The sequence below is a fragment of the Marinobacter sp. F4218 genome (assembly GCF_019443085.1).
In the GTDB taxonomy this organism is placed as follows: Bacteria; Pseudomonadota; Gammaproteobacteria; order Pseudomonadales; family Oleiphilaceae; genus Marinobacter; species Marinobacter albus.
In genome coordinates, this window is sequence record NZ_JAHZIL010000005.1 from 64310 (window position 1) to 83747 (window position 19438).

At 55.7% G+C, this 19438-nt stretch carries 16 protein-coding genes; 12 read left to right on the forward strand and 4 right to left on the reverse strand.

Going from position 1 to position 19438, the window contains the following annotated elements; genetic code table 11:
- Nucleotides 1-37 precede the first annotated feature (37 nt).
- Nucleotides 38-562: a DUF4124 domain-containing protein gene (locus tag K0B93_RS18580; RefSeq protein WP_219868732.1), complete on the reverse strand. Its 525-nt coding sequence runs from the start codon at nt 560-562 to the stop codon at nt 38-40.
- 180 nt (nt 563-742) lie between these two features.
- The gene (glnA, locus tag K0B93_RS18585) at nt 743-2146 is read right to left on the reverse strand and encodes a glutamate--ammonia ligase (RefSeq protein ID WP_219478235.1); all 1404 of its coding nucleotides are present in this window, start codon (nt 2144-2146) and stop codon (nt 743-745) included.
- Between the two features lie 543 nt (nt 2147-2689).
- Here glnA and typA point away from each other — a divergent pair.
- From typA to K0B93_RS18610, 5 genes are all read left to right on the forward strand, one after another.
- Nucleotides 2690-4501: a translational GTPase TypA gene (gene typA / locus K0B93_RS18590; RefSeq protein WP_285369069.1), complete on the forward strand. Its 1812-nt coding sequence runs from the start codon at nt 2690-2692 to the stop codon at nt 4499-4501.
- Between the two features lie 99 nt (nt 4502-4600).
- Nucleotides 4601-5563 (forward strand): prolyl aminopeptidase, encoded by a 963-nt coding sequence (gene pip, locus K0B93_RS18595; RefSeq protein WP_219868733.1) that lies wholly within the window; start codon nt 4601-4603, stop codon nt 5561-5563.
- A gap of 92 nt (nt 5564-5655) precedes the next feature.
- Nucleotides 5656-6099: a D-aminoacyl-tRNA deacylase gene (gene dtd, locus K0B93_RS18600; RefSeq protein WP_219868734.1), complete on the forward strand. Its 444-nt coding sequence runs from the start codon at nt 5656-5658 to the stop codon at nt 6097-6099.
- A 515-nt stretch (nt 6100-6614) separates the two neighbouring features.
- Complete coding sequence (locus K0B93_RS18605) at nt 6615-7616, forward strand: porin (protein WP_219868735.1); 1002 nt, start codon at nt 6615-6617, stop codon at nt 7614-7616.
- A 101-nt stretch (nt 7617-7717) separates the two neighbouring features.
- Nucleotides 7718-8581 carry a CYTH domain-containing protein gene (locus K0B93_RS18610; protein ID WP_219868736.1) on the forward strand — a complete coding sequence of 288 codons (864 nt, stop codon included), beginning with the start codon at nt 7718-7720 and terminating at the stop codon, nt 8579-8581.
- Between the two features lie 14 nt (nt 8582-8595).
- Here K0B93_RS18610 and K0B93_RS18615 read toward each other — a convergent pair whose 3' ends face one another.
- A complete protein-coding gene (locus tag K0B93_RS18615; RefSeq protein ID WP_219868737.1) occupies nt 8596-9747 on the reverse strand; it encodes a potassium channel protein in 1152 nt (383 codons plus the stop codon).
- 80 nt (nt 9748-9827) lie between these two features.
- Here K0B93_RS18615 and glnE point away from each other — a divergent pair, with 80 nt between their 5' ends.
- The 3 genes from glnE (at nt 9828) to K0B93_RS18630 (ending at nt 14231) form a co-directional block, all read left to right on the forward strand.
- Nucleotides 9828-12731, forward strand: a complete 2904-nt coding sequence (glnE, locus tag K0B93_RS18620; protein WP_219868738.1) for a bifunctional [glutamate--ammonia ligase]-adenylyl-L-tyrosine phosphorylase/[glutamate--ammonia-ligase] adenylyltransferase — start codon at nt 9828-9830, stop codon at nt 12729-12731.
- A gap of 79 nt (nt 12732-12810) precedes the next feature.
- On the forward strand, nt 12811-13737 hold the full coding sequence (locus tag K0B93_RS18625; RefSeq protein WP_219868739.1) for a branched-chain amino acid transaminase: 927 nt from the start codon (nt 12811-12813) through the stop codon (nt 13735-13737).
- Nucleotides 13738-13823: 86 nt separating this feature from the next.
- The gene (locus tag K0B93_RS18630; RefSeq protein WP_219868740.1) at nt 13824-14231 is read left to right on the forward strand and encodes a DUF6165 family protein; all 408 of its coding nucleotides are present in this window, start codon (nt 13824-13826) and stop codon (nt 14229-14231) included.
- A 45-nt stretch (nt 14232-14276) separates the two neighbouring features.
- Here the strand turns inward: K0B93_RS18630 and K0B93_RS18635 are convergent, their stop codons facing one another.
- Nucleotides 14277-15314: a glycosyltransferase family 9 protein gene (locus K0B93_RS18635; protein ID WP_219868741.1), complete on the reverse strand. Its 1038-nt coding sequence runs from the start codon at nt 15312-15314 to the stop codon at nt 14277-14279.
- Nucleotides 15315-15468: 154 nt separating this feature from the next.
- Here K0B93_RS18635 and K0B93_RS18640 point away from each other — a divergent pair, with 154 nt between their 5' ends.
- The 4 genes from K0B93_RS18640 to K0B93_RS18655 all read left to right on the forward strand — a co-directional run bounded on the left by K0B93_RS18640 (nt 15469) and on the right by K0B93_RS18655 (nt 19437).
- A complete protein-coding gene (locus K0B93_RS18640) occupies nt 15469-16185 on the forward strand; it encodes a 3-deoxy-D-manno-octulosonic acid kinase (RefSeq protein WP_219868742.1) in 717 nt (238 codons plus the stop codon).
- Nucleotides 16182-17300 (forward strand): glycosyltransferase family 4 protein, encoded by a 1119-nt coding sequence (locus K0B93_RS18645; RefSeq protein ID WP_219868743.1) that lies wholly within the window; start codon nt 16182-16184, stop codon nt 17298-17300. Before K0B93_RS18640 ends, K0B93_RS18645 begins: the two co-directional genes overlap by 4 nt.
- A complete protein-coding gene (locus K0B93_RS18650) occupies nt 17301-18377 on the forward strand; it encodes a CDP-glycerol glycerophosphotransferase family protein (protein WP_219868744.1) in 1077 nt (358 codons plus the stop codon).
- Nucleotides 18378-18564: 187 nt separating this feature from the next.
- Entirely contained in the window at nt 18565-19437 is an 873-nt protein-coding gene (locus K0B93_RS18655) for an alpha-2,8-polysialyltransferase family protein (protein ID WP_219868745.1), read from the forward strand.
- Nucleotide 19438: the final 1 nt, after the last annotated feature.

Genomic DNA, 19438 nt, shown 5'->3' on the forward strand with positions numbered 1-19438 from the left:
TATGGTGCGATCGCACCAAATCGGTGCGATTCTGGGTTCAGTTGGCGACTGATGGGCGATGAACGGTGAAGGTGATTGCTGGCCCGGTTTTCACCTGAACGCCGTTTTCATCAACGATGTGCACGCGTGCATCGTGGGTTCCGCGGAACACATTGCTGACGGTTACGCTACCCGAGGTGGTCTGGCCGACGGGCTGGCCATCGAGGGTGACTTCGTATTTATGACCGTCCTGAAGGCCGGGCGTGCTTTGAACCTCAAACTGGACGTCACCGCTGCCAGTGTTAAACGCCTGATTATTTTCAGGGTAGGCAAAGGAAACGCTTTCATAAACCGCGCCCTCGCGCTTCACTTCCTCAAGGAGCTTGTCGGTTTCACGAACATTCTGGGGTTTCGGCAGGGTGACCGTGGTAACCGGCTTTACCTCAATAGCCTCGGCTCCGTCGGACGGTTCGTCGGAGTACGTGACATTGCCGTAGGTGTCTACATTCCGGTAGACCTCAGCGCTTGCGGGAACGGCCAGCAGAAGGAAGGCTGCGGCAACTAATCCGGTCCTCGGGTTCATAAGCACACCTGTTTCCATGATTTTAATTGATTATCTGCGGGCGCCGGAGTCATTTCAACGCCTGTGTGGCGGGTTGTTGGTTACATATCGTTAAGGACGTCAGGCACTTGTGAGAGGGTGCACAAAAAAAGCCCCGCACAGGGCGGGGCTTCTTCACAATCCCGAATTAACGGGTTGTTTTTAGCAGGAGTAGTACAGCTCGAACTCGACCGGATGCGTGGTCATGTTCAGACGCTCGACTTCACCGCGCTTCAGTTCGACGTAACCCTGAATCATGTCTTCAGTGAAGACGCCACCGCGGGTCAGGAACTCGTGGTCTTCTTCCAGGCAATCCAGAGCTTCGGCCAGAGTTTCGGCCACGACCGGAATGTTCAGAGCCTCTTCCTTCGGCAGGTCGTACAGGTCCTTGTCCATGGCGTCGCCAGGGTGGATCTTGTTCTGGATGCCGTCCAGGCCTGCCATCATGAGGGCGGCGAAAGCCAGGTACGGGTTAGCTGAGGCGTCCGGGAAGCGAACTTCGATCCGGCGCGCCTTCGGGCTGTTCACGTATGGGATACGGATGGAGGCGGAACGGTTACGGGCCGAGTAGGCCAGCATAACCGGTGCTTCGAAGCCCGGAACCAGACGCTTGTAGGAGTTGGTGGAGCTGTTGGTGAAGGCGTTGATGGCCTTGGCGTGCTTGATCACACCACCAATGTAGTACAGCGCCGCTTCGCTCAGGCCAGCATAGCTGTCACCCGCAAACAGGTTCTTGCCGTCTTTGCTCAGGGACATGTGTACGTGCATGCCGGAACCGTTGTCACCAACAACCGGCTTCGGCATGAAGGTGGCAGTCTTGCCGTATGCGTGTGCAACGTTGTGTACGCAGTACTTCAGGATCTGAACTTCGTCGGCCTTCTTGGTCAGGGTGTTGGCGCCAACACCGATTTCACACTGGCCAGCAGTACCCACCTCGTGGTGGTGAACTTCGATGTTCAGGCCCATGGACTCCATGGCGGCACACATCGCGCCACGCAGGTCGTGCAGGCTGTCGACCGGCGGAACCGGGAAGTAGCCACCTTTCACGCCCGGACGGTGACCGATGTTGTTGCGGTCGAAATCTTCGCCGGAAACCCAGGCCGCTTCTTCGGAGTGGATGGAGTAGCCCGCACCTTTCATGTCCACTTCCCACTTGACCGAGTCAAATACGAAGAATTCCGGCTCCGGGCCGAACAGGGCGCCATCGGCGATGCCGGTGGACTTCAGGTACTCTTCAGCGCGACGGGCAACGGAACGCGGGTCACGCTCATATCCCTGCATGGTAGAAGGCTCTACGATGTCGCAGGTGATGTTGAGGGTGGTCTCTTCGGTGAACGGGTCCAGCACGGAGCTGGAGTCATCCGGCATCAGGATCATGTCGGACTCGTTGATACCCTTCCAGCCTGAAATTGAAGAGCCGTCGAACATCTTGCCGTCCGCGAAAAAGTCTTCGTCTACCTCGGAGGCCGGCAGGGTGACGTGCTGTTCCTTACCGCGGCTGTCGGTGAAGCGCAGGTCGACCCACTTAACTTCGTGTTCTTTGATCAAATCAACTGTCTTGGACATTGTGCATGCTCCGTAAGTTATCCCGCGTGAGCGGGCGCATTCATGTTCGTTTTGCCGGATCGTTCAGGGTAGCTGATATCCGATCTTTTCTTCAGGAATTCGCAGCTTAGCAAAAGCGCCTGCCACTTACCTGCAAATTTCGGCTGAGTTCGTTTAAGCAAGGCTCTTGCCAATTTTTAGGGCATGCTCCAGGAGCGAGCAATGACGCGGGTTTTGGCCATTTGTGGAGCATGCGCGGGATTTCCACTGGTGCAAGATTGACGATGTGGTGCACAAAACTGGTGCGGATGCCATGTGGGTCGCCCTTAAATGGTGCAGAAAGGGTGTTCCCGGAATAGGCGTTTTTCTTCATATTAACGGCAGGGAGTTTTCGATATACTGCGCGCCACCTCATTTTTACCCCGAGCTTCACGTTTGGGACGCTGGTGCCGCCCGGTGCCGGATAATGGGTTCATTTTACGGATTTGAGACGGCATGTGAGAGGCTTGGCCTCCTTGATAGACCCTCTCAGGTCAAAGGAAAGCATGCCGCAGGATTATAGTTGTGATTGAGAAACTTCGTAATATCGCCATCATCGCTCACGTCGACCATGGCAAAACCACGCTCGTAGATAAATTGCTGCGTCAGTCCGGTACGTTGGATCGCAAAGAGCTCGAGAACGAGCGTGTGATGGACTCCAATGACCAGGAGAAAGAACGTGGTATTACCATTCTGGCCAAGAACACGGCGCTGAAGTGGAATGACTACGACATCAATATTGTCGACACCCCGGGTCACGCCGATTTTGGCGGCGAAGTAGAACGGGTGATGAGCATGGTGGATTGTGTGCTCCTGGTGGTCGATTCCATTGATGGCCCGATGCCGCAAACCCGATTCGTAACCCAGAAAGCTTTCGATGCGGGTCTGCGCCCTATTGTTGTGGTCAACAAGATTGACCGCCCCGGCGCGCGCCCGGATTGGGTGGTCGACCAGGTATTCGATCTCTTCGATAACCTCGGTGCCACCGATGAACAGCTGGATTTCCCAATTGTCTATGCCAGTGCCCTGAACGGCATTGCAGGCCTCGATCACGAGAATCTGGACGACAACATGGATGCCGTGTTCCAGGCGATCGTTGATCACGTGCCGTCGCCCAACGTGGATCCGGACGGGCCGTTCCAGATGCAGATCTCCCAGCTCGATTACAATAGCTTCCTGGGCGTTATCGGCATCGGTCGCATTATGCGGGGCAGGGTCAAGACCAACTCTCCGGTGACCGCGATTGGAGCCGATGGCAAGAAACGCAACGGCCGTATCCTCAAGATCATGGGGCACTCCGGTCTTCAGCGCGTTGAGGTTGAGGAAGCGCAGGCGGGCGATATCATCTGCGTCAGTGGTATGGATGAACTCTTCATCTCGGATACCCTGTGTGATCCGTCCAACGTTGAGGCATTGCCTGCGCTGACGGTCGACGAACCGACCGTATCAATGACCTTCCAGGTCAATGATTCGCCATTTGCCGGTCGGGAAGGCAAGTTTGTAACCAGCCGCAACATCAAGGAGCGCCTCGAGAAGGAGTTGCTGCACAACGTTGCGCTGCGGGTGGAAGAAGGCGAGTCTGCTGACAAGTTCAAGGTATCGGGGCGTGGCGAACTGCATCTGTCGGTTCTGATCGAGAACATGCGTCGCGAGAATTTCGAGCTTGCCGTCGGTCGGCCTGAAGTTGTCATTCGCGAAATCGACGGCGAGAAGCAGGAGCCGTACGAAAACGTCATCGTCGATATAGAGGAACAGCATCAGGGTTCCGTGATGGAGCAGATGGGTCTGCGAAAGGGTGATCTGACCAATATGGTGCCGGATGGCAAGGGGCGCATGCGTCTTGAGTACACCATCCCTGCGCGCGGTCTGATCGGCTTCCGGAATACCTTCCTGACCATGACCTCAGGCACCGGTATCCTGACATCAACCTTCAGCCACTACGGCCCCATCAAGTTGGGTGATGTCACCAGTCGCCAGAATGGCGTTCTGGTGTCCATGGCAACGGGTACTGCGCTGACCTATTCACTTGAAACGCTCCAGAGCCGCGGCAAGCTGTTCCTGGACCCGGGGCAAGAGATTTACGAAGGTCAGCTCTGTGGTATTCATAGTCGGGATAACGATCTGGTCATGAACCCGACCAAAGGCAAAAAGCTCGATAACATGCGTGCCTCCGGCAAGGATGAGGTCATTGGCCTGGTGCCACCGATCAAGTTCACTCTTGAGCAGGCGCTCGAGTTCATTGATGACGATGAATTGGTGGAAGTGACTCCGAAATCGATTCGTCTGCGCAAGAAGCTGTTGACTGAAAACGAGCGCAAGCGCGCGAAGAAAAAGTAAGTCTTCAGTGGTAACAAAGAAGGGGCGGGTCAGCAGTGACCTGCCCCTTTTTCGTTCAGTTCAGCTACACTCCGGTTAAACCCCTTTCAGGAGCGCCTGATGCTCACGCTCTACCCGGAAATCAAGCCGAATGCCCAGCATCGCCTTGCCGTTGAGTCCCCTCACGAGCTGTATGTCGAGGAAAGCGGCAACCCTGAAGGTATCCCTGTCCTCGTTGTTCACGGTGGGCCTGGTGGTGGGTGTGAGGAGTACCAAAGGCGCTTCTTTGATGCCGAACGTTTCCGCATCATCCTTATGGATCAGAGGGGCGCTGGCCGATCCACTCCGTTAGCGGAACTGGAGGGCAACAGTACGGATAAGCTCGTTGAGGACATGGAGACCGTTCGCTCGTTTTTCGGCGTGGAGCGTTGGCTCCTGTTCGGAGGTAGTTGGGGGTCGACGCTCAGTCTGGTGTACGCGCAGGCCTATCCGGAACGAGTCTTGGGTCTGGTGTTGCGAGGCATTTTTCTTTGTCGGCCGCGGGATATCCAATGGTTCTACCAGGACGGTGCCAGTCGGGTGTTTCCGGACTATTGGCAGGAATTCGAGGAACAAGTACCCGAGGGTGAGCGTGCCGACATGGTTTCTGCCTATTACAAAAAACTGACAAGCTCTAACGAACTGGAACAGATTCAGGCCGCCAAGGCCTGGTCTGTATGGGAGGGGCGATGCGCGACGTTGCATCCGAACCCGAGAGTAGTTGAGCACTTCGGACACCCACATGTGGCGATAGCCCTCGCCCGAATCGAGTGCCACTACTTCATGAATGAGGCGTTTCTGGATCCAAACCAGATAGTTCGCGATGCCCATAGGCTGACAGGTATTCCGGGAATTATTGTTCACGGACGTTATGACATGGTGTGTCCGCTGGATAATGCTCTGGCTCTCAGCAAAGCCTGGCCCGGTGCGGATCTCAGGATCATTCGGGATGCCGGACACTCCGCCTCCGAGCCTGCCATTGTCGACGCCCTCCTGAGAGGGGTCGAAGAGGTGGTTGCAAAATCTGGGAAAAGTGCGAGCTAGTCGTGCTTTTTGACGGTTGCGATTCGTTAATCCCGCCGATAGACTCGTTTTCGATTTGATGTTCCGCCGCAAGATTTTCCTCAGAGAGATGCATGAAAGGGCTGATCCAGCGAGTATCGGAAGCCAGCGTAGTTACGGGCGGTGAGCAAATTGCTTCGATCGGTGCCGGTCTGGTGTTGTTGCTTGGCGTAGAGCGTGAAGATAGCGAATCAGAAGTTCGGAACCTGTGCCGCAGGATTCTCACCTACCGGGTGTTCCCCGATGAACATGGCCGCATGAACCGAAGTCTTGTCGACACCGGCGGATCCATTCTCGTTGTTCCCCAGTTTACCCTTGCCGCAGATACGTCATCGGGCACCCGTCCAGGTTTTTCTTACGCGGCCGCCCCTGAACTCGCCAGCGAACTGTATCGCCGGTTTCTTGCAGAGGCCCAGATGCAAATCGGACGCGAACGAGTGGGGCAGGGTCGATTCGGCGCCGATATGAAAGTCCATCTGGTCAATGACGGCCCTGTAACGTTCATGCTCGAGGTATGACGGTGTTTAGTATGGCCGTAACGCACAATAAAAGTGCGGTCCAGTGCCTGATGTTTTTTATTGGTGCGCAAAAGCGGGTTCTGCCCCCCTGTGTAACGTATTTGTGACACTTTTTTTGATGTAACGTGTTGATTAAGAACCGTTAAAGATAATCTGGCCCCGGAATTGTTACACAGGGTTCAGGTTGCTCCTTGGTGCTGGATCGCATAAATACTTGCGTTTCTGGTGCGAAACGAGCTAAAAATGCACCGCCAAATGTTTGCAAAAACAGGTTCACTGTATTAAAACAGGTTCATCATGCAGGACTTTAATAAAGTCTTGTAAGTGACTGAGCTAAATAGACCTGCCGGAGAGTGGGTCTACATAACTAGAAGAAAAGTTATCCCATGTGTAACAAATCTGACATAGGGGTAATGCAGAATCGGGCCTATCCAGCAAAGACTGGTTATGCCTTAAAAAATCGGGATAAGAACCCGTCGCTAAAACCTGAGTTAACTCAAAAAGGAAGACGCAAAATGAAAAAAACGCTCATCGCATCCGCTATTGCAGCAGCGACCTTCTCTGGCTCCGCGCTGGCACAGATGGAAATGTCAGCTTCCGAGCTGGCAGCCAAGATGGACTCCATGCCGACCGTTTACGGTAACATCCAGCTGGCGGTTGCCCACCGTGACGTAGAAGACGCTGGTTCCGAAATCGGTCACTACGATAACGGTTCTACCATCGGCTTCAAGCACGACCACGAAATCGCGCCAGGCATCACTGGTTTCTTCAAGGCTGAGCTCGAATTCGACGCGGACGACAAGGCTGGCAACGGCGGTCTGAACGCATTTGACGAAGCCTACATCGGTGTGAAGGGTGACAGCTTCGGCCAGGTTTGGGTTGGTTCTGACGACTCCACCTACGAGAGCGCCGTTGACGAAATCGCCAACTACTACGAGTACGCTGCGCTGAGCGTTGGTGGCTCTTACGACACTGGTGAAGGCGACCTGATCCAGTACAGCACTCCGAGCTTCGGCGGCCTGGCGCTGCACGGTGCCGTTCAGTTCAACGGTGACGGTGACAAGGGCGAGAAGTCCTACCCGTACCAGCTGGCTGCGACTTACTCAGTTGACGCATTCGAACTGGCCGTCGCCATGGATTCCAACGACGGTGACCGCGCTTACTCAAGCAACGTTGATGGCAGCAGCGTGAACAACGAAAACACTTATGGTGTTCGTGGTAGCTACACTGCTGGCGATCTGCGCGTGACTGCTCAGTACCAGACCCGCAAGGACGTAGGCGATTCATGGGGTCTGTTCGGTGGCTACTCTATCGGCGCGAACACCTTCGCTCTGTCCTACGAGTTTGCTGATGCGGACAACACCGACGAAGAAACTTCCACTATCACTGCCCAGGCTCTGCACAACCTGTCCGACAACATGTACGTGTACGTCGAAGGTTACCTGAACAACGCAGACAGCGGCGTTGCTGATGTTGACACCACTGACCTCGTAGTTGGTGCTGTCTACTACTTCTGATTTAGCTAACCACTAATTCAGTCGTAATCGAAAACCGGTGACCTTCGGGTCGCCGGTTTTTTTATGTATTCTGAAAAGATCAATAGTGTCAGGAGTGCTGTATGGCTGAAGAGCTGGAAATAAAGCTCACCCTCAAGCCAGAGGATCTGGCGTCGGCATTGGACTGGCTGCTGGATCAGCCCGAAGCCACTCGGGAAAACAAAAAAGTGCTGATCAACCGGTACTATGACACCCCGGATGCAGAGCTTAACGGGCAGAAAGCCGCGCTCAGGGTTCGTCAGTCCGGTGACCGCTTCATTCAGACGCTGAAAACAAAGGGCGACTTTGTGGCGGGCGCTCACAGGCGTCAGGAATGGGAATGGCCTTTACCGTCGGCTGAACTGGATCTTGGGCTGTTGGCAGAGACGCCCCTGGCCGGTCAGATCAGTCTTGAGCGTCTGCGAACAGTCTTCGAGACCAACTTCGAACGTCAGATCGTCATGCTGCATGACGACCACAGCAGCATTGAGGTCGCCATTGATCGCGGTCAGGTCTTGAGTGGCGCCCGTTTCCGCCCGCTTAACGAAGTCGAGTTCGAGCTGAAGGCCGGAGATTCAAAGGCATTGATTGGCTGGGCCCAAAAACTGGCCAGTCAAGTCCCGGTTTTTCTCAATCTGGTGAGCAAGGCCGAGCAGGGCTATTACCTGGCGGGGCTTTATGCTCCGGGTCCGGTTGTCAGGGCTGGTGAGGCTAAGGCGATCTCGGTGACCGAATTCCTTCATGGACTCAGTCTGTGCTGGTTAACCGGAGAGCCCTTCCCTTTGGACCAGGTAGACTTGACCGGTGTCGCGGCAACGGCCCGACGGAATGGCGTCGGTGTCCAGTTCGAAAACATCATCCAATCCCTAAAGGACAGCAAGGTGGTTGCAGACATGCTGGAGAGCGTGACCCTGGGGCAGCTGCAGACGGCATTGGTTGCCGGCTGAGCAGCCGTTCAGGATTACGTCGAGGACTTTGCCGCCGGTTTGGTTTTCTCGTGCCAGCTGGCGATGAAGGCCCGGTACCTGTCCAGCGCTTCCTGAACCAGCTCGACACTCGGCGTATTCGCGGACTTAACCAGGACAATCAGTCCCTTGCCTTCGATTTCCTCCGTCGTCGGTGGGTGGCAGATCACTTCATCGTCGTTATCGATATAGGCCAGCGCGGTGCCAATGCCATGGCGAACCAGCGCGCTGACAATGTCCGCCCAGTTGAGATCGTCGAGGGTCAGGTCGTAGCGGTGGGGGTGGTCGTGCTCATAGTTGAACAAATCTTCCAGAACCTTTTCCGAACCGGGCGCAACGACCGAGCGCACCATGATTTCCGGGTAGGTTCGCACCGGCCGGATGATGGTCCGGATGCCCAGTGCCTTGAACCGCGACCGATTGTCATCGGAGACACACTCCACCGTGGTGCGACCGCCCAGATTGCGCTCGCTGAGGCGGTGGGCGATGTCGAAGGTCAAGCTGTCCGAGTAGGGATCGCATTCGTCCGCGGCAAGAACAATGATGTGCCGCGCACCGCCGGCATGAACCGCTTTTAAAGCCTGTGGATCGAAGCCGGAGCCATGGTAGTGCACAATGCCGACATCGGACAGTTCGGTGGGCAGGCCGTTTGGGAACTTTCGGGTCAGCAGCATGATCGGTATGGTCTCGTAGCCTGGTACCGAGCGGACCTGTGAGGCAAAACGCATAAAGTACTGTTCGCCGCCACTCTGAGGCGTATTGATCATGACGATGTGGTCGTTCATTTTGTAGATCCACCTCCCGGTAAGAATGCGTTCCCGGCGATAGAACCGGTACTCGATAAAGTCACTGACGATCAGCGTTAGCAGGGTGATTGCCCCGACGAACATGACCAGAATGGTGCTCAACCGTCCGACCAGTGTCTTGGGTGCGAAATCCCCATAGCCGACGGTGGATACCGTGGTCATGGTAATCCAAACTGACTCGAACAGGTTCAGATCTTCGACGGTCCAGATGACAAGAATCTGAACGGACAGGAGCCCCGCCAGTATCAGGAACAGGCGTTTCATCCTGTGCCGAATCAGTCCCCCCATGGGGAGGTGGGTCTGCTGGTGTTCCGGATTAAGCGGGCGTCGGTTTCTCTGCATCCGTGGGTACGGCCTGTTCAGTCGCGGTTGAGTTCGTTATACAGTACCGGAAATATAACAGAGAGACAGGGGTTTGCATTATGTCCGAGCCGTGGAGCTCCCTTCCCGCACCCTTAGCGGAAGACCTCGCTTCCAGTTGGGAATCGGTATTTCCGGAGGGCTTTCCTGACTGGCTGGAGGCAATTGAGGGGATGTCTGAAGAGGTGGTGGCCGGTGCCATGGCCCGCAGTCTGTTTCTGAGACAGACCCTCGAGCGTCACCCGGAGCAGGTCCGCGTCTTCCTCCAGCCCCGTCCGCTCGGCGAGCCGACGACCCCGGAGTATCTGGCGCATCGCTGGCAGGAGTACCTCGCCAGGGTAAACGATGAGGCCTCTCTGCATTCAGCGCTACGCCAGTTCCGTCGTGAGGCCCAGTTCCGAATCATATGGCGCGACCTGATGCGCTGGGCGGATCTGGACGAAACCATCGCTGCGACCAGTGCCTTTGCGGATACCTGTATTCAGGGGGCTCTCGACTGGCTTTATGAGGATGCCTGCAAGCAGTCCGGAACGCCCTGGGGAACGGATCCGGCCACCGGCCAGGAAGCACCCCAGAAAATGGTCGTGCTCGGAATGGGTAAGCTCGGTGGCCGTGAGCTGAATGTCTCTTCCGATATCGATTTGATTTTTGCGTTCCCCGGGAACGGGGAAACTCAAGGTGGACCGCGTTCTCTGGATAACCAGACCTTTTTTATCCGGCTGGGCCAACGTCTTATCCAGGCTCTGGATCAGATAACGGCGGATGGTTTTGTCTTCCGTGTCGACATGCGGCTGCGGCCCTATGGGCAAAGTGGTGCCCTTGCACTCAGTTTCGCCGCGCTCGAAGCCTACTACCAGGATCAGGGACGGGATTGGGAGCGCTACGCCATGGTAAAGGCCCGGGTAGTGGCGGGAGACCAGTCCGCCGGTCGGGTTCTGATGACAAGCCTGCGGCCCTTTGTTTATCGCAAGTACATTGATTTCAGTGCGTTCGAATCACTGCGCAGCATGAAGGCTATGATCAGCCGTGAGGTGCGCCGGAAGGGGCTTGAGAACAACATCAAGCTTGGCAGCGGCGGTATTCGTGAGATCGAGTTTGTGGTGCAGGCATTTCAGTTGATTCGTGGTGGCCGAGATCGTGAGCTCCAGCAGCGTGAATTGCTGGCTATCCTCCAGGAGTTGGAGGCACTTGAGCTGTTGCCACCGCAGGTGGTTAAGGAATTGAGAGAGGCGTACGTTTTCTTGCGCAATCTCGAGCATGCCCTGCAGGGCATGGAAGACAAACAAACCCAGCTGTTACCGGCCGATGACCTGAGCCAGGCCCGTATCGCCCTGATCATGGGGCATGACGACTGGCGTTCGTGCGAGACGGCACTGGATGAGCACCGGCAGCGGGTCGCAACCCATTTTGCCAACATCATTGCGACCGATGACGATGACCAGTCGGGCGCCGGGGCACTCGAAGAAGGCTGGCATGAGCTCTGGCTGGCGGAAATCGATGAAGCTGCATCAGCGCAGTGGCTGGCAGATCATGGTTATGAGGATGCGCCGGCAACCTGCCAGGCGCTGAAGGATCTTCGGGAAAACCGGACAGTCCAGACCATGCAGACCCAGGGGCGCACCCGCCTGAATCAGTTCATGCCGGTTTTGCTGGAGGCGCTGACGCAGGTCGACAACCCTTCCGAGACTCTGTTCCGGGTTCTGCAACTGGTCGACGCGATACTCCGGCGGACTGCCTACATGGTGCTGTTGCTGGAGAACCCCGGGGCACGGACCCAACTGGTCAAGCTCTGTAGTGAAAGCCCCTGGATTGCCCGGCAGCTTGCGGAAACGCCATTGCTTCTGGATGAACTTCTGAACGCAGAAAGCCTGTACCATCCTCCGGCCAAGGAGGAATTGCAGGATGATCTGCGGCAACAGATGCTGAGAATTCCCTTTGAGGACCTTGAGGAGCAGATGGAATCCCTGCGCCATTTCAAGAAGGCGCATATTCTGCGCTTGGCGGCCTCTGAACTGAAAGGGACCCTGCCGTTGATGAAGGTCAGTGATTATCTGACCTGGCTTGCGGAGGTGGTGCTGGATCACGTTGTTGACGTGGCGTTTTCCAATCTGGTGAGTCGCCATGGCTATCCGAAGCGGGCGGACGGTTCCGCCTATGAAACCGACTTTGCGATCATTGGCTACGGAAAGCTGGGCGGTATCGAAATGGGGTACACCTCCGATCTGGATCTGGTGTTTGTACACAATGCCGATCCGGAGCTCTCGACCGATGGTGAGAAAGCCATCGACAACGCCGTTTTTTATACCCGTCTGGGGCAGCGGATTGTTCATATTCTCAATACCCAGACCCCGGCGGGTTTGCTCTACGAAGTGGATATGAGGCTGCGGCCGTCAGGCAATTCGGGACTGCTGGTCAGTACGCTTCAGGCCTTCGAAAAATATCAGCGTAACGATGCCTGGACCTGGGAACATCAGGCGCTCGCCCGTGCCCGCGGGGTAGCGGGTTGTCAGGAAACGCTGGCCGGGTTTGAAGCGATTCGTCACGAGATCCTGTGCCAACCTCGGGATCGGGATAAACTCCGGGCGGAAGTGGTGGACATGCGGGAGCGGATGCGTGCCAGCCTGGGCACACCGGACCATCGCCAGCAGGAAGTGTTTCATATCAAGCATGACACGGGAGGGATCGTGGATATCGAATTCATGGTTCAGTATCTGATGCTGGCATACAGTTCAGAGCATCCCGAGCTGACCCAGTGGTCAGACAACATTCGACAGATGGAAGAGCTGGGGAGAGTGGGGGTCATGCCGGTTGAGGACACGGAGAAGCTGCGGGATGTTTTCATTGCCCTCCGCTCCACCATTCACCGGCGGGCTCTGCAGAACCTCAACAGCCAGGTCGAAGCAGCTGCTTTTCCCGAAGAGCGTGAGTATATCCGGGCCATGTGGCAACGAATCATGATTAATTAGCTTGCTATGTTTCTTTATTGAGAAATTTCCTGCTAGAATGCCGGTTCCCCGAAAACCGCTTTTTTAGGAGCAACGAAGAATGTCGATGGCTGATCGCGATGGCCTCATCTGGCTGGATGGCGAAATGGTTCCCTGGCGGGAAGCCAAAACCCACGTGCTGACTCATACTCTGCATTATGGCCTCGGCTGTTTTGAGGGTGTGCGGGCCTATAACACCGCGAACGGTCCGGCGATTTTTCGTCTGAAAGACCACACCGATCGATTGTTCCGTTCTGCCCACATCCTCAATATGAAGATGCCGTTCAGCAAGGATGAGCTTAATGCTGCCCAGTGTGCAGCCGTTAGGGAGAACAATCTTGACGAAGCCTACCTGCGGCCCATGGTGTTTCTGGGTTCTGAGGGCATGGGGCTTCGCGCTGACAACCTGAAAGTTCATGTGATGGTTGCCGCCTGGAGCTGGCCGTCCTACATGTCTCCGGAAGCCAAGGAATTGGGGATTAAGGTGCGGACCTCCTCCTACACCCGCCACCACGTCAACATCACCATGTGCAAGGCGAAGGCCAACGGCAACTACATCAATTCCATGCTGGCCCTGAATGAAGCGATTGCCTGCGGCTGTGAGGAAGCGTTGCTGCTCGATAACGAGGGCTACGTTGCGGAAGGGTCGGGCGAGAACATCTTCATCATTCGCGATGGTGTGCTGCATACGCCGGAACTGACCTCGTGCCTGGAGGGGATTACCCGTCAGACCATCCTCGATTTTGCCAACGAGTTGAATATTCCGGTCAAGGAGCGTCGCATTACCCGTGACGAGGTGTACATCGCCGAGGAGGCCTTCTTTACGGGCACGGCCGCGGAAGTGCTGCCGATCCGCGAACTTGATGGCCGGGTAATCGGCGCCGGCAAGCGCGGACCGGTTACCGAGAAGTTGCAGGGTATGTACTTCGATGCGGTCAAGGGCAAGCTCGAAGCCCGAAGCAGCTGGTTGACGCTGGTTAACAGCTGATCAGCGAGAAATCCCCAGGCCGCCTTCTGTTCAGAACAGTCAGGCGGCCTTGTTGTTTAAATTCATTCAATTTTCAGGAACAGCACATGGCAGACGTCATTAAAGTCCCCGTCTCCTTCGGCGAGGTCCTCGACAAAATTACGATCCTTGAAATCAAATCCGAGCGCATCAAGGATGAGGCAAAGGTAAGGAATGTGCGCCTGGAACTGGACGAGCTCAGCGCAACCTGGGACCAAGCCGTCGAGGATCAGAGCGCCATCGCCGATCTGAGAAAACAGCTCAAGGCCGTGAATGAAGCACTGTGGGAGATCGAAGACGATATCCGGGACCAGGAAGCTGAACAGGATTTTGGTCCGCGTTTTATTGAGTTGGCCCGGGCGGTATACGTAACGAATGACAAGCGCGCCGCGATCAAGAAAGACGTGAACCTCGCGCTCGGTTCACGTTTCGTGGAAGAAAAGTCCTATCAGGATTATACCGCGAAGAAGTCGTAGTCCCGGCAGCCCCGATACGGGGCGGCAGTCTTTGGCTGCTCCGTATCAGTGGCGGGTTTTGCTCTCAATCCACTGGTCCAGCTTATCGGTTGCGTCTTTTACCGTGACCAGTTCCATCGCCCCTTCGAACTCCGCCTTGGTGCCCCATCGGGCCTCTTCGACCGACTTGCCGGTGAATTGCTTCAGCGCCTCCGGATAACGGTTTACACACCACTGAAGTGAGTTGTACGGGCCCGAGCGGTCAGGGTTGCTGGCTGCATACAGTCCAAGGACGTCAGTGCCCACGGCGCTGGCTATGTGAGCCGGACCGGTATCGGGGGCCACCACCAGATCGGCGTGTGTCATGAGGGCGGTGAGCTGTTTCAGGGTGTCTTTACCGCAGATGTTGTGTGCGGTTTCCGTCATCCGGTTTTCGATGGCAGCGCAATAGTCGGCTTCAAAAGGCGCCGGACTGCCCACCAGGATTACTTTCATTCCATGGGCGCGAATGGCGTGGTCGGCCAACTGGGCATAATGGTCTGCCGGCCAGTTACGCAGTGTGTGGCTCGCACATGGACTGATCACCAGATTGCGTCGATCTGACGCGAGATGCTCACGGGCGAAGACGTGGTCGCTGTCGGCCAGGGGAATGATCCATTTTGGAGCGGCAGGTTCGAGCCCTAGCGGCTCCAGGAAACTCGCCAGGCAGTCGCGGACGTGCTGGTGGTGAGCCGGCTGGATCCGTCGGTTGATGAACAGGCTGTGAAGGTCCTTGCTCCGCGCTTTGTCGTAGCCCACGCGGAGCCTGGCACGAATGCAGGCCGACGCCAGGTTGGCGCGGAAGGCAACCTGCATGTGCAACAAAGCGTCGAACCTGTGACCTTTCATGGTTTGACGCAGCTCCGAGTAGCCTTGGCGACCCGCCTTCTTGTCGAAAATGATGAATTCGACACCGGGAAGGTCGCCAATCAGCTTCGCTTCTATTTTGCCAATGACCCAGGTGATTTTTACGCCGGGAAGTTGTTCCTGGAGGCTCAGAACAACGGGAACAACGTGTGTGACATCGCCAATGGCGGACAGGCGGAGAATGCAGATCGACTTCATTGGGAGGGGATCCATGGCATGTTCGAAAACAGGTTTGTAGAGGTTTACAGCTAATCATTGGTAAACTGGCCGCCATTCTATATTACTCGCCGGCAGACGTCCCGATACCTGTCTGGCTTGTGGACGGCTCTCATTTTCTGGCGCACGGGGATCCATGGTCGAGTCTGAAATCTGTGAACGGCGAGCGGGCTCAGGATTGCTCATTCATCCGGATTACGAGGGCAGGGTCACAGTTGACTGGTTCGATCCGGATTATTGGGGAGCGCAAGCCCAGTCTGTAAGCAGCGGAGGGCGCGGGGCTGCCTGGTTCATTGATGCCGATGGAAGCCGGCTTGTATTGCGGGAGTATCGTCGTGGTGGCCTGGTAGCCAGGCTATCAGAAAGGGCTTACTTCTATACCCGGGAACAGGACGTGCGTTCGTTCTCGGAGTTTCGGCTGTTGAACCAACTTCACCACATGGGGCTGCCGGTACCGAAGGCAGTGGCTGCCTGGTACCGGAAAGTGTCTCCGGTGCAGTATCAAGCAGCCATTATTATTGAGAGGCTCGACGAGACGGTGCCGCTTGCCGAGCTGATTACTCAGCTTCAGCCCGATGACTGGTATTCGTTGGGGCAGACCATTCGGCGCTTCCACGACGCTGGCGTTCGCCACGCGGATCTGAACTGCTTCAATGTCCTGGTCAAGGGATCATTGTTCTACCTGATCGACTTCGATAAGGGGCAGATAAGGCCATCCGGATCGGCATCCAACTGGAAAAATGCCAACCTTGAACGATTTGCCAGATCTCTGAGAAAAGTCGCGGGTGAAGCCGCGCAACAGAAGGTCTGGGATGCATTTATGAACGGATATAACGGGAGTCAATCCGCTTGATCGACCAACAGAAAAATACCTCGCTGCCAGCCGTACTGTGTCTGACAGACGCATGCGACCGACCGGAGACAGAACTGTTCATCGGACTGAAGAAGGCGGGTTTCGACGTGGACGTTATGTGCAACCCCGAGGGTCGGAACTATCAGCGGCTGGTTGATGAAGGCATGGTTGCGCAGCCGATGGCGCTGGAAAGCCGCTTCGACAAGGCCGGCATAGCCGCGATCCGGGAGCAGCTCACTAAGAAAAATTACGAGATTATTCACGCCTATAATCCTAGAGCCCTGGCCTGCGGTATTAAAGCATCGAAAGGAACCGATATCAGGATCGTTGCCTATCGCGGGGTCATCGGGAACATCAGCTTTCTCAACCCCGAGTCGTGGATAACGTTCCTTCATCCGCGGGTCAGCAAGATTGTTTGTGTTGCGGACGCCATAAAGGACTACCTGGCGAGTCTGAAGTTTCTCTGGATGCGCATTCCCGACTCGAAACTCCAGCGGATTTACAAGGGGCATGATCTTGACTGGTATCAGGCGGAGCCTGCGGATCTGAGTGAGTTTGGCGTTCAGGAAGACGACTTTGTGGTCTGTTGCACAGGGCGCAACTCACCTCGAAAGGGATTCGATGTGCTGGTGAACGCGATGGGCGAGCTTCCGTCGGGCGTGGCGCCTCATTTGCTACTGGTGGGTGACGTGGACAAGAATGAGGAGATAAAAGAACTGGTCGCTCGGTCACCCCATTCTGAGCGAATTCATTTTACCGGCTACCGCAACGACGCCCCCGCTATTGCCGCTGCCAGTGATGTCTTTGTATTGCCATCCACAGAGCGGGAAGGGTTGCCGCGAGCGGTGATCGAGTCGATGGTTTATGGCGTCACCCCTGTTGTGACTTGTGTGGGCGGCATGCCGGAACTGGTTGAGGATGGCGTGAGCGGTCTGGTCATTCCTCCGAAAAGTAGTGCCGCGCTGGCTGAAGCGATTGAGCGTCTGTATCGCGATCGGGACTTGCTGACCCAGCTTGGTCAGGCAGCCAAGAACCGGATCGCCACTCATTTCCACACCTCCCAGACCATCCGTGAGACCGGGGATCTGTATAAGTCTTTAACAGGCAGGAACTGAATGCGCCGTTATCTGTTTTTTGTCAATCAGCCCTATTCCTACTCGATTCTTCGTCCCCTGCAGGACGAAATTCGCCGGCGAGGAGGAGAGGCGGCGTGGTTCGTGGCTGGGTGCACAGCGGAGCCCCTGGGTCCGGATGAGCGTCACCTCAAGACCGTGAAAGAGGTCATGGAGTTCAACGCCGATGCCACCTTTGTTCCCGGAGACTGGGTTCCTTACTTTTTCCCGGGTATCAAGGTCGAGGTGTTCCATGGAATGGCGCGCAACAAACGTGGCCACAGTAGCGAAGATGAAAGTGACCACTATCGTATCAGGGGCTGGTTTGACCTTTACTGCACTCACGCCGAGAAAGATACTGCGAAATTCCAGCAACTGGCTGAACTTAAGCAACATTTTGCGGTTGCCCGCACGGGCTGGCCGAAACTGGACCCGCTATTGAAAAACGCGGCACAAGGGCCGCGACCTCGTGGGCAGGGCGAGCTTCCTGTTGTGTTCTACGCATCGACTTTTAGCCGCTCCGTGACTTCGGCGCCGGCTCTAGTGAAGAAAATTGGGGAGTTGGCTTCAAGTGGCCGTTGGAAGTTTATTGTGACACTTCATCCCAAGATGGAGCCAGCCGTAGTTGAGCAGTATCGCAAGCTTTCGGGAGATCACCTTCGCTTTGTGGAGAGTGATGAGGACTTGCTGCCGATCCTGCCAGAAGCCGACGTCATGCTGTGCGACACGTCGTCAATCATGTTTGAATTCATGTTCCTGGATCGTCCCGTGGTTACTTTCAGGACAAAGATGCCAGGCCCCTACCTCATAGATGTGGATGACGAGCGGGATGTGGAGCCGGCACTGGAAAAAGCGCTTAATTACCCTCAGGATCTGATGGACGAGACTCGGGCGCTCTGCAATGAGCTGCACAGTTTTCGCGATGGCCGTTCCAGCGAGCGGGTTCTGGATGAGGTAGAGGATTTTCTGGTCAACAAACAGTCGGGGTTAAAACGAAAGCCTCTAAACCTACTCAGAAAGGTCAAGGTGAGGCGTCGCTTGCGAAGGGAACTCAAGCACGGCCTTCGGCAGGTACAATGAGCGATTACCCTTCATGACTCGGGAGCGCAAGAGCTTGAACAGCAATCGGAGTTCCATCAACGTTTTCGTTGCCAGTACACCGTTGCAGCTCATCAGCTGTTCCGAGGCTCGGGAGCATTATGGATGTTCGGCTGACTCTTGTGTATTGATTGTGGCCAGGCCTGACAACAAAGAAACGGAGTCGCAGATGGCGTTCCTGGCCGATTCGTTGGGCTGGAACGATCAGCAGACAGTATTTCTTGGAAAGACATCGTTTTATTTTAAGCTGGCCTCTATTTTCCGGAAGCTATCGAGTCGTTTGATTGCTTGCCTCTTTATCGGAAACAAGAATAGCTGGGTCCACGAGGCCTTTTATCTTGGTCTCGATAGTGGTCAGGTGGTCTTTGTCGATGATGGTCTGGCGACCGTCAAGTACTACCATGCCATTCACGATGAAACTTTCCATTCCAGGGTTTCGAGCGGGAAGCGGCGCATCCTGGCTGCCATGGGTATTCAGCTCAACCGGGCACGTGACACAAGTGCTATCGCTTTTTTTACTTGCTTCCCCTTGTCTGATTCCGAACGGATAAGCGTAGAGGTTCACGATTTTCCCCTGTTTCGACGGACATTCAGAACCCAGATGCAACGTTCGGGAAACAGGCCTGTCGTCGCCTTTCTCGGACAGCCCTTTGGAGGAATGGAGCGACTGGAGCAGCTTAAGATGCAAATGCAGCTCGTAGTCCAGCGCCACAAAGATGCTCGCATCCTGTATTTTCTCCACCGTAAGGAGGTTCCCGAGGAGCTTGAGAAGGTGCTTGGAGGCTTTCCGGTGGAAATCCGGCAAGCGGGCCGCCCAATTGAGGTCGAGGTGGCCCTGTCCGGAGAATCTTACCTCGGGTTCTACAGTTTTGCCTCAACGGCCCTGTTCACGATCAAGAAGATTTTCCCTGAGATGCAGGTTTTCCAGATTGATGACAAGATCCTCGCATCCAGACTTCCTTACTACGACGAAATTGTCGAAATGCTTCACCAAATTGGTGTGAAGACAACGGGTTTGCATTCGTTCGCGGTGCCGGAATAGA

Coding starts and splice junctions, on each gene's coding strand:
- K0B93_RS18625 (WP_219868739.1), top strand. CDS start 12,811: ATGTCGATGGCTGATCGCGATGGCCTCATCTGGCTGGATGGCGAAATG.
- K0B93_RS18615 (WP_219868737.1), bottom strand. CDS start 9,747: ATGCAGAGAAACCGACGCCCGCTTAATCCGGAACACCAGCAGACCCAC.
- K0B93_RS18580 (WP_219868732.1), bottom strand. CDS start 562: ATGAACCCGAGGACCGGATTAGTTGCCGCAGCCTTCCTTCTGCTGGCC.
- K0B93_RS18640 (WP_219868742.1), top strand. CDS start 15,469: ATGGTCGAGTCTGAAATCTGTGAACGGCGAGCGGGCTCAGGATTGCTC.
- K0B93_RS18630 (WP_219868740.1), top strand. CDS start 13,824: ATGGCAGACGTCATTAAAGTCCCCGTCTCCTTCGGCGAGGTCCTCGAC.
- K0B93_RS18650 (WP_219868744.1), top strand. CDS start 17,301: ATGCGCCGTTATCTGTTTTTTGTCAATCAGCCCTATTCCTACTCGATT.
- K0B93_RS18610 (WP_219868736.1), top strand. CDS start 7,718: ATGGCTGAAGAGCTGGAAATAAAGCTCACCCTCAAGCCAGAGGATCTG.
- K0B93_RS18655 (WP_219868745.1), top strand. CDS start 18,565: ATGGCGTTCCTGGCCGATTCGTTGGGCTGGAACGATCAGCAGACAGTA.
- K0B93_RS18605 (WP_219868735.1), top strand. CDS start 6,615: ATGAAAAAAACGCTCATCGCATCCGCTATTGCAGCAGCGACCTTCTCT.
- glnA (WP_219478235.1), bottom strand. CDS start 2,146: ATGTCCAAGACAGTTGATTTGATCAAAGAACACGAAGTTAAGTGGGTC.
- glnE (WP_219868738.1), top strand. CDS start 9,828: ATGTCCGAGCCGTGGAGCTCCCTTCCCGCACCCTTAGCGGAAGACCTC.
- dtd (WP_219868734.1), top strand. CDS start 5,656: ATGAAAGGGCTGATCCAGCGAGTATCGGAAGCCAGCGTAGTTACGGGC.
- pip (WP_219868733.1), top strand. CDS start 4,601: ATGCTCACGCTCTACCCGGAAATCAAGCCGAATGCCCAGCATCGCCTT.
- K0B93_RS18635 (WP_219868741.1), bottom strand. CDS start 15,314: ATGAAGTCGATCTGCATTCTCCGCCTGTCCGCCATTGGCGATGTCACA.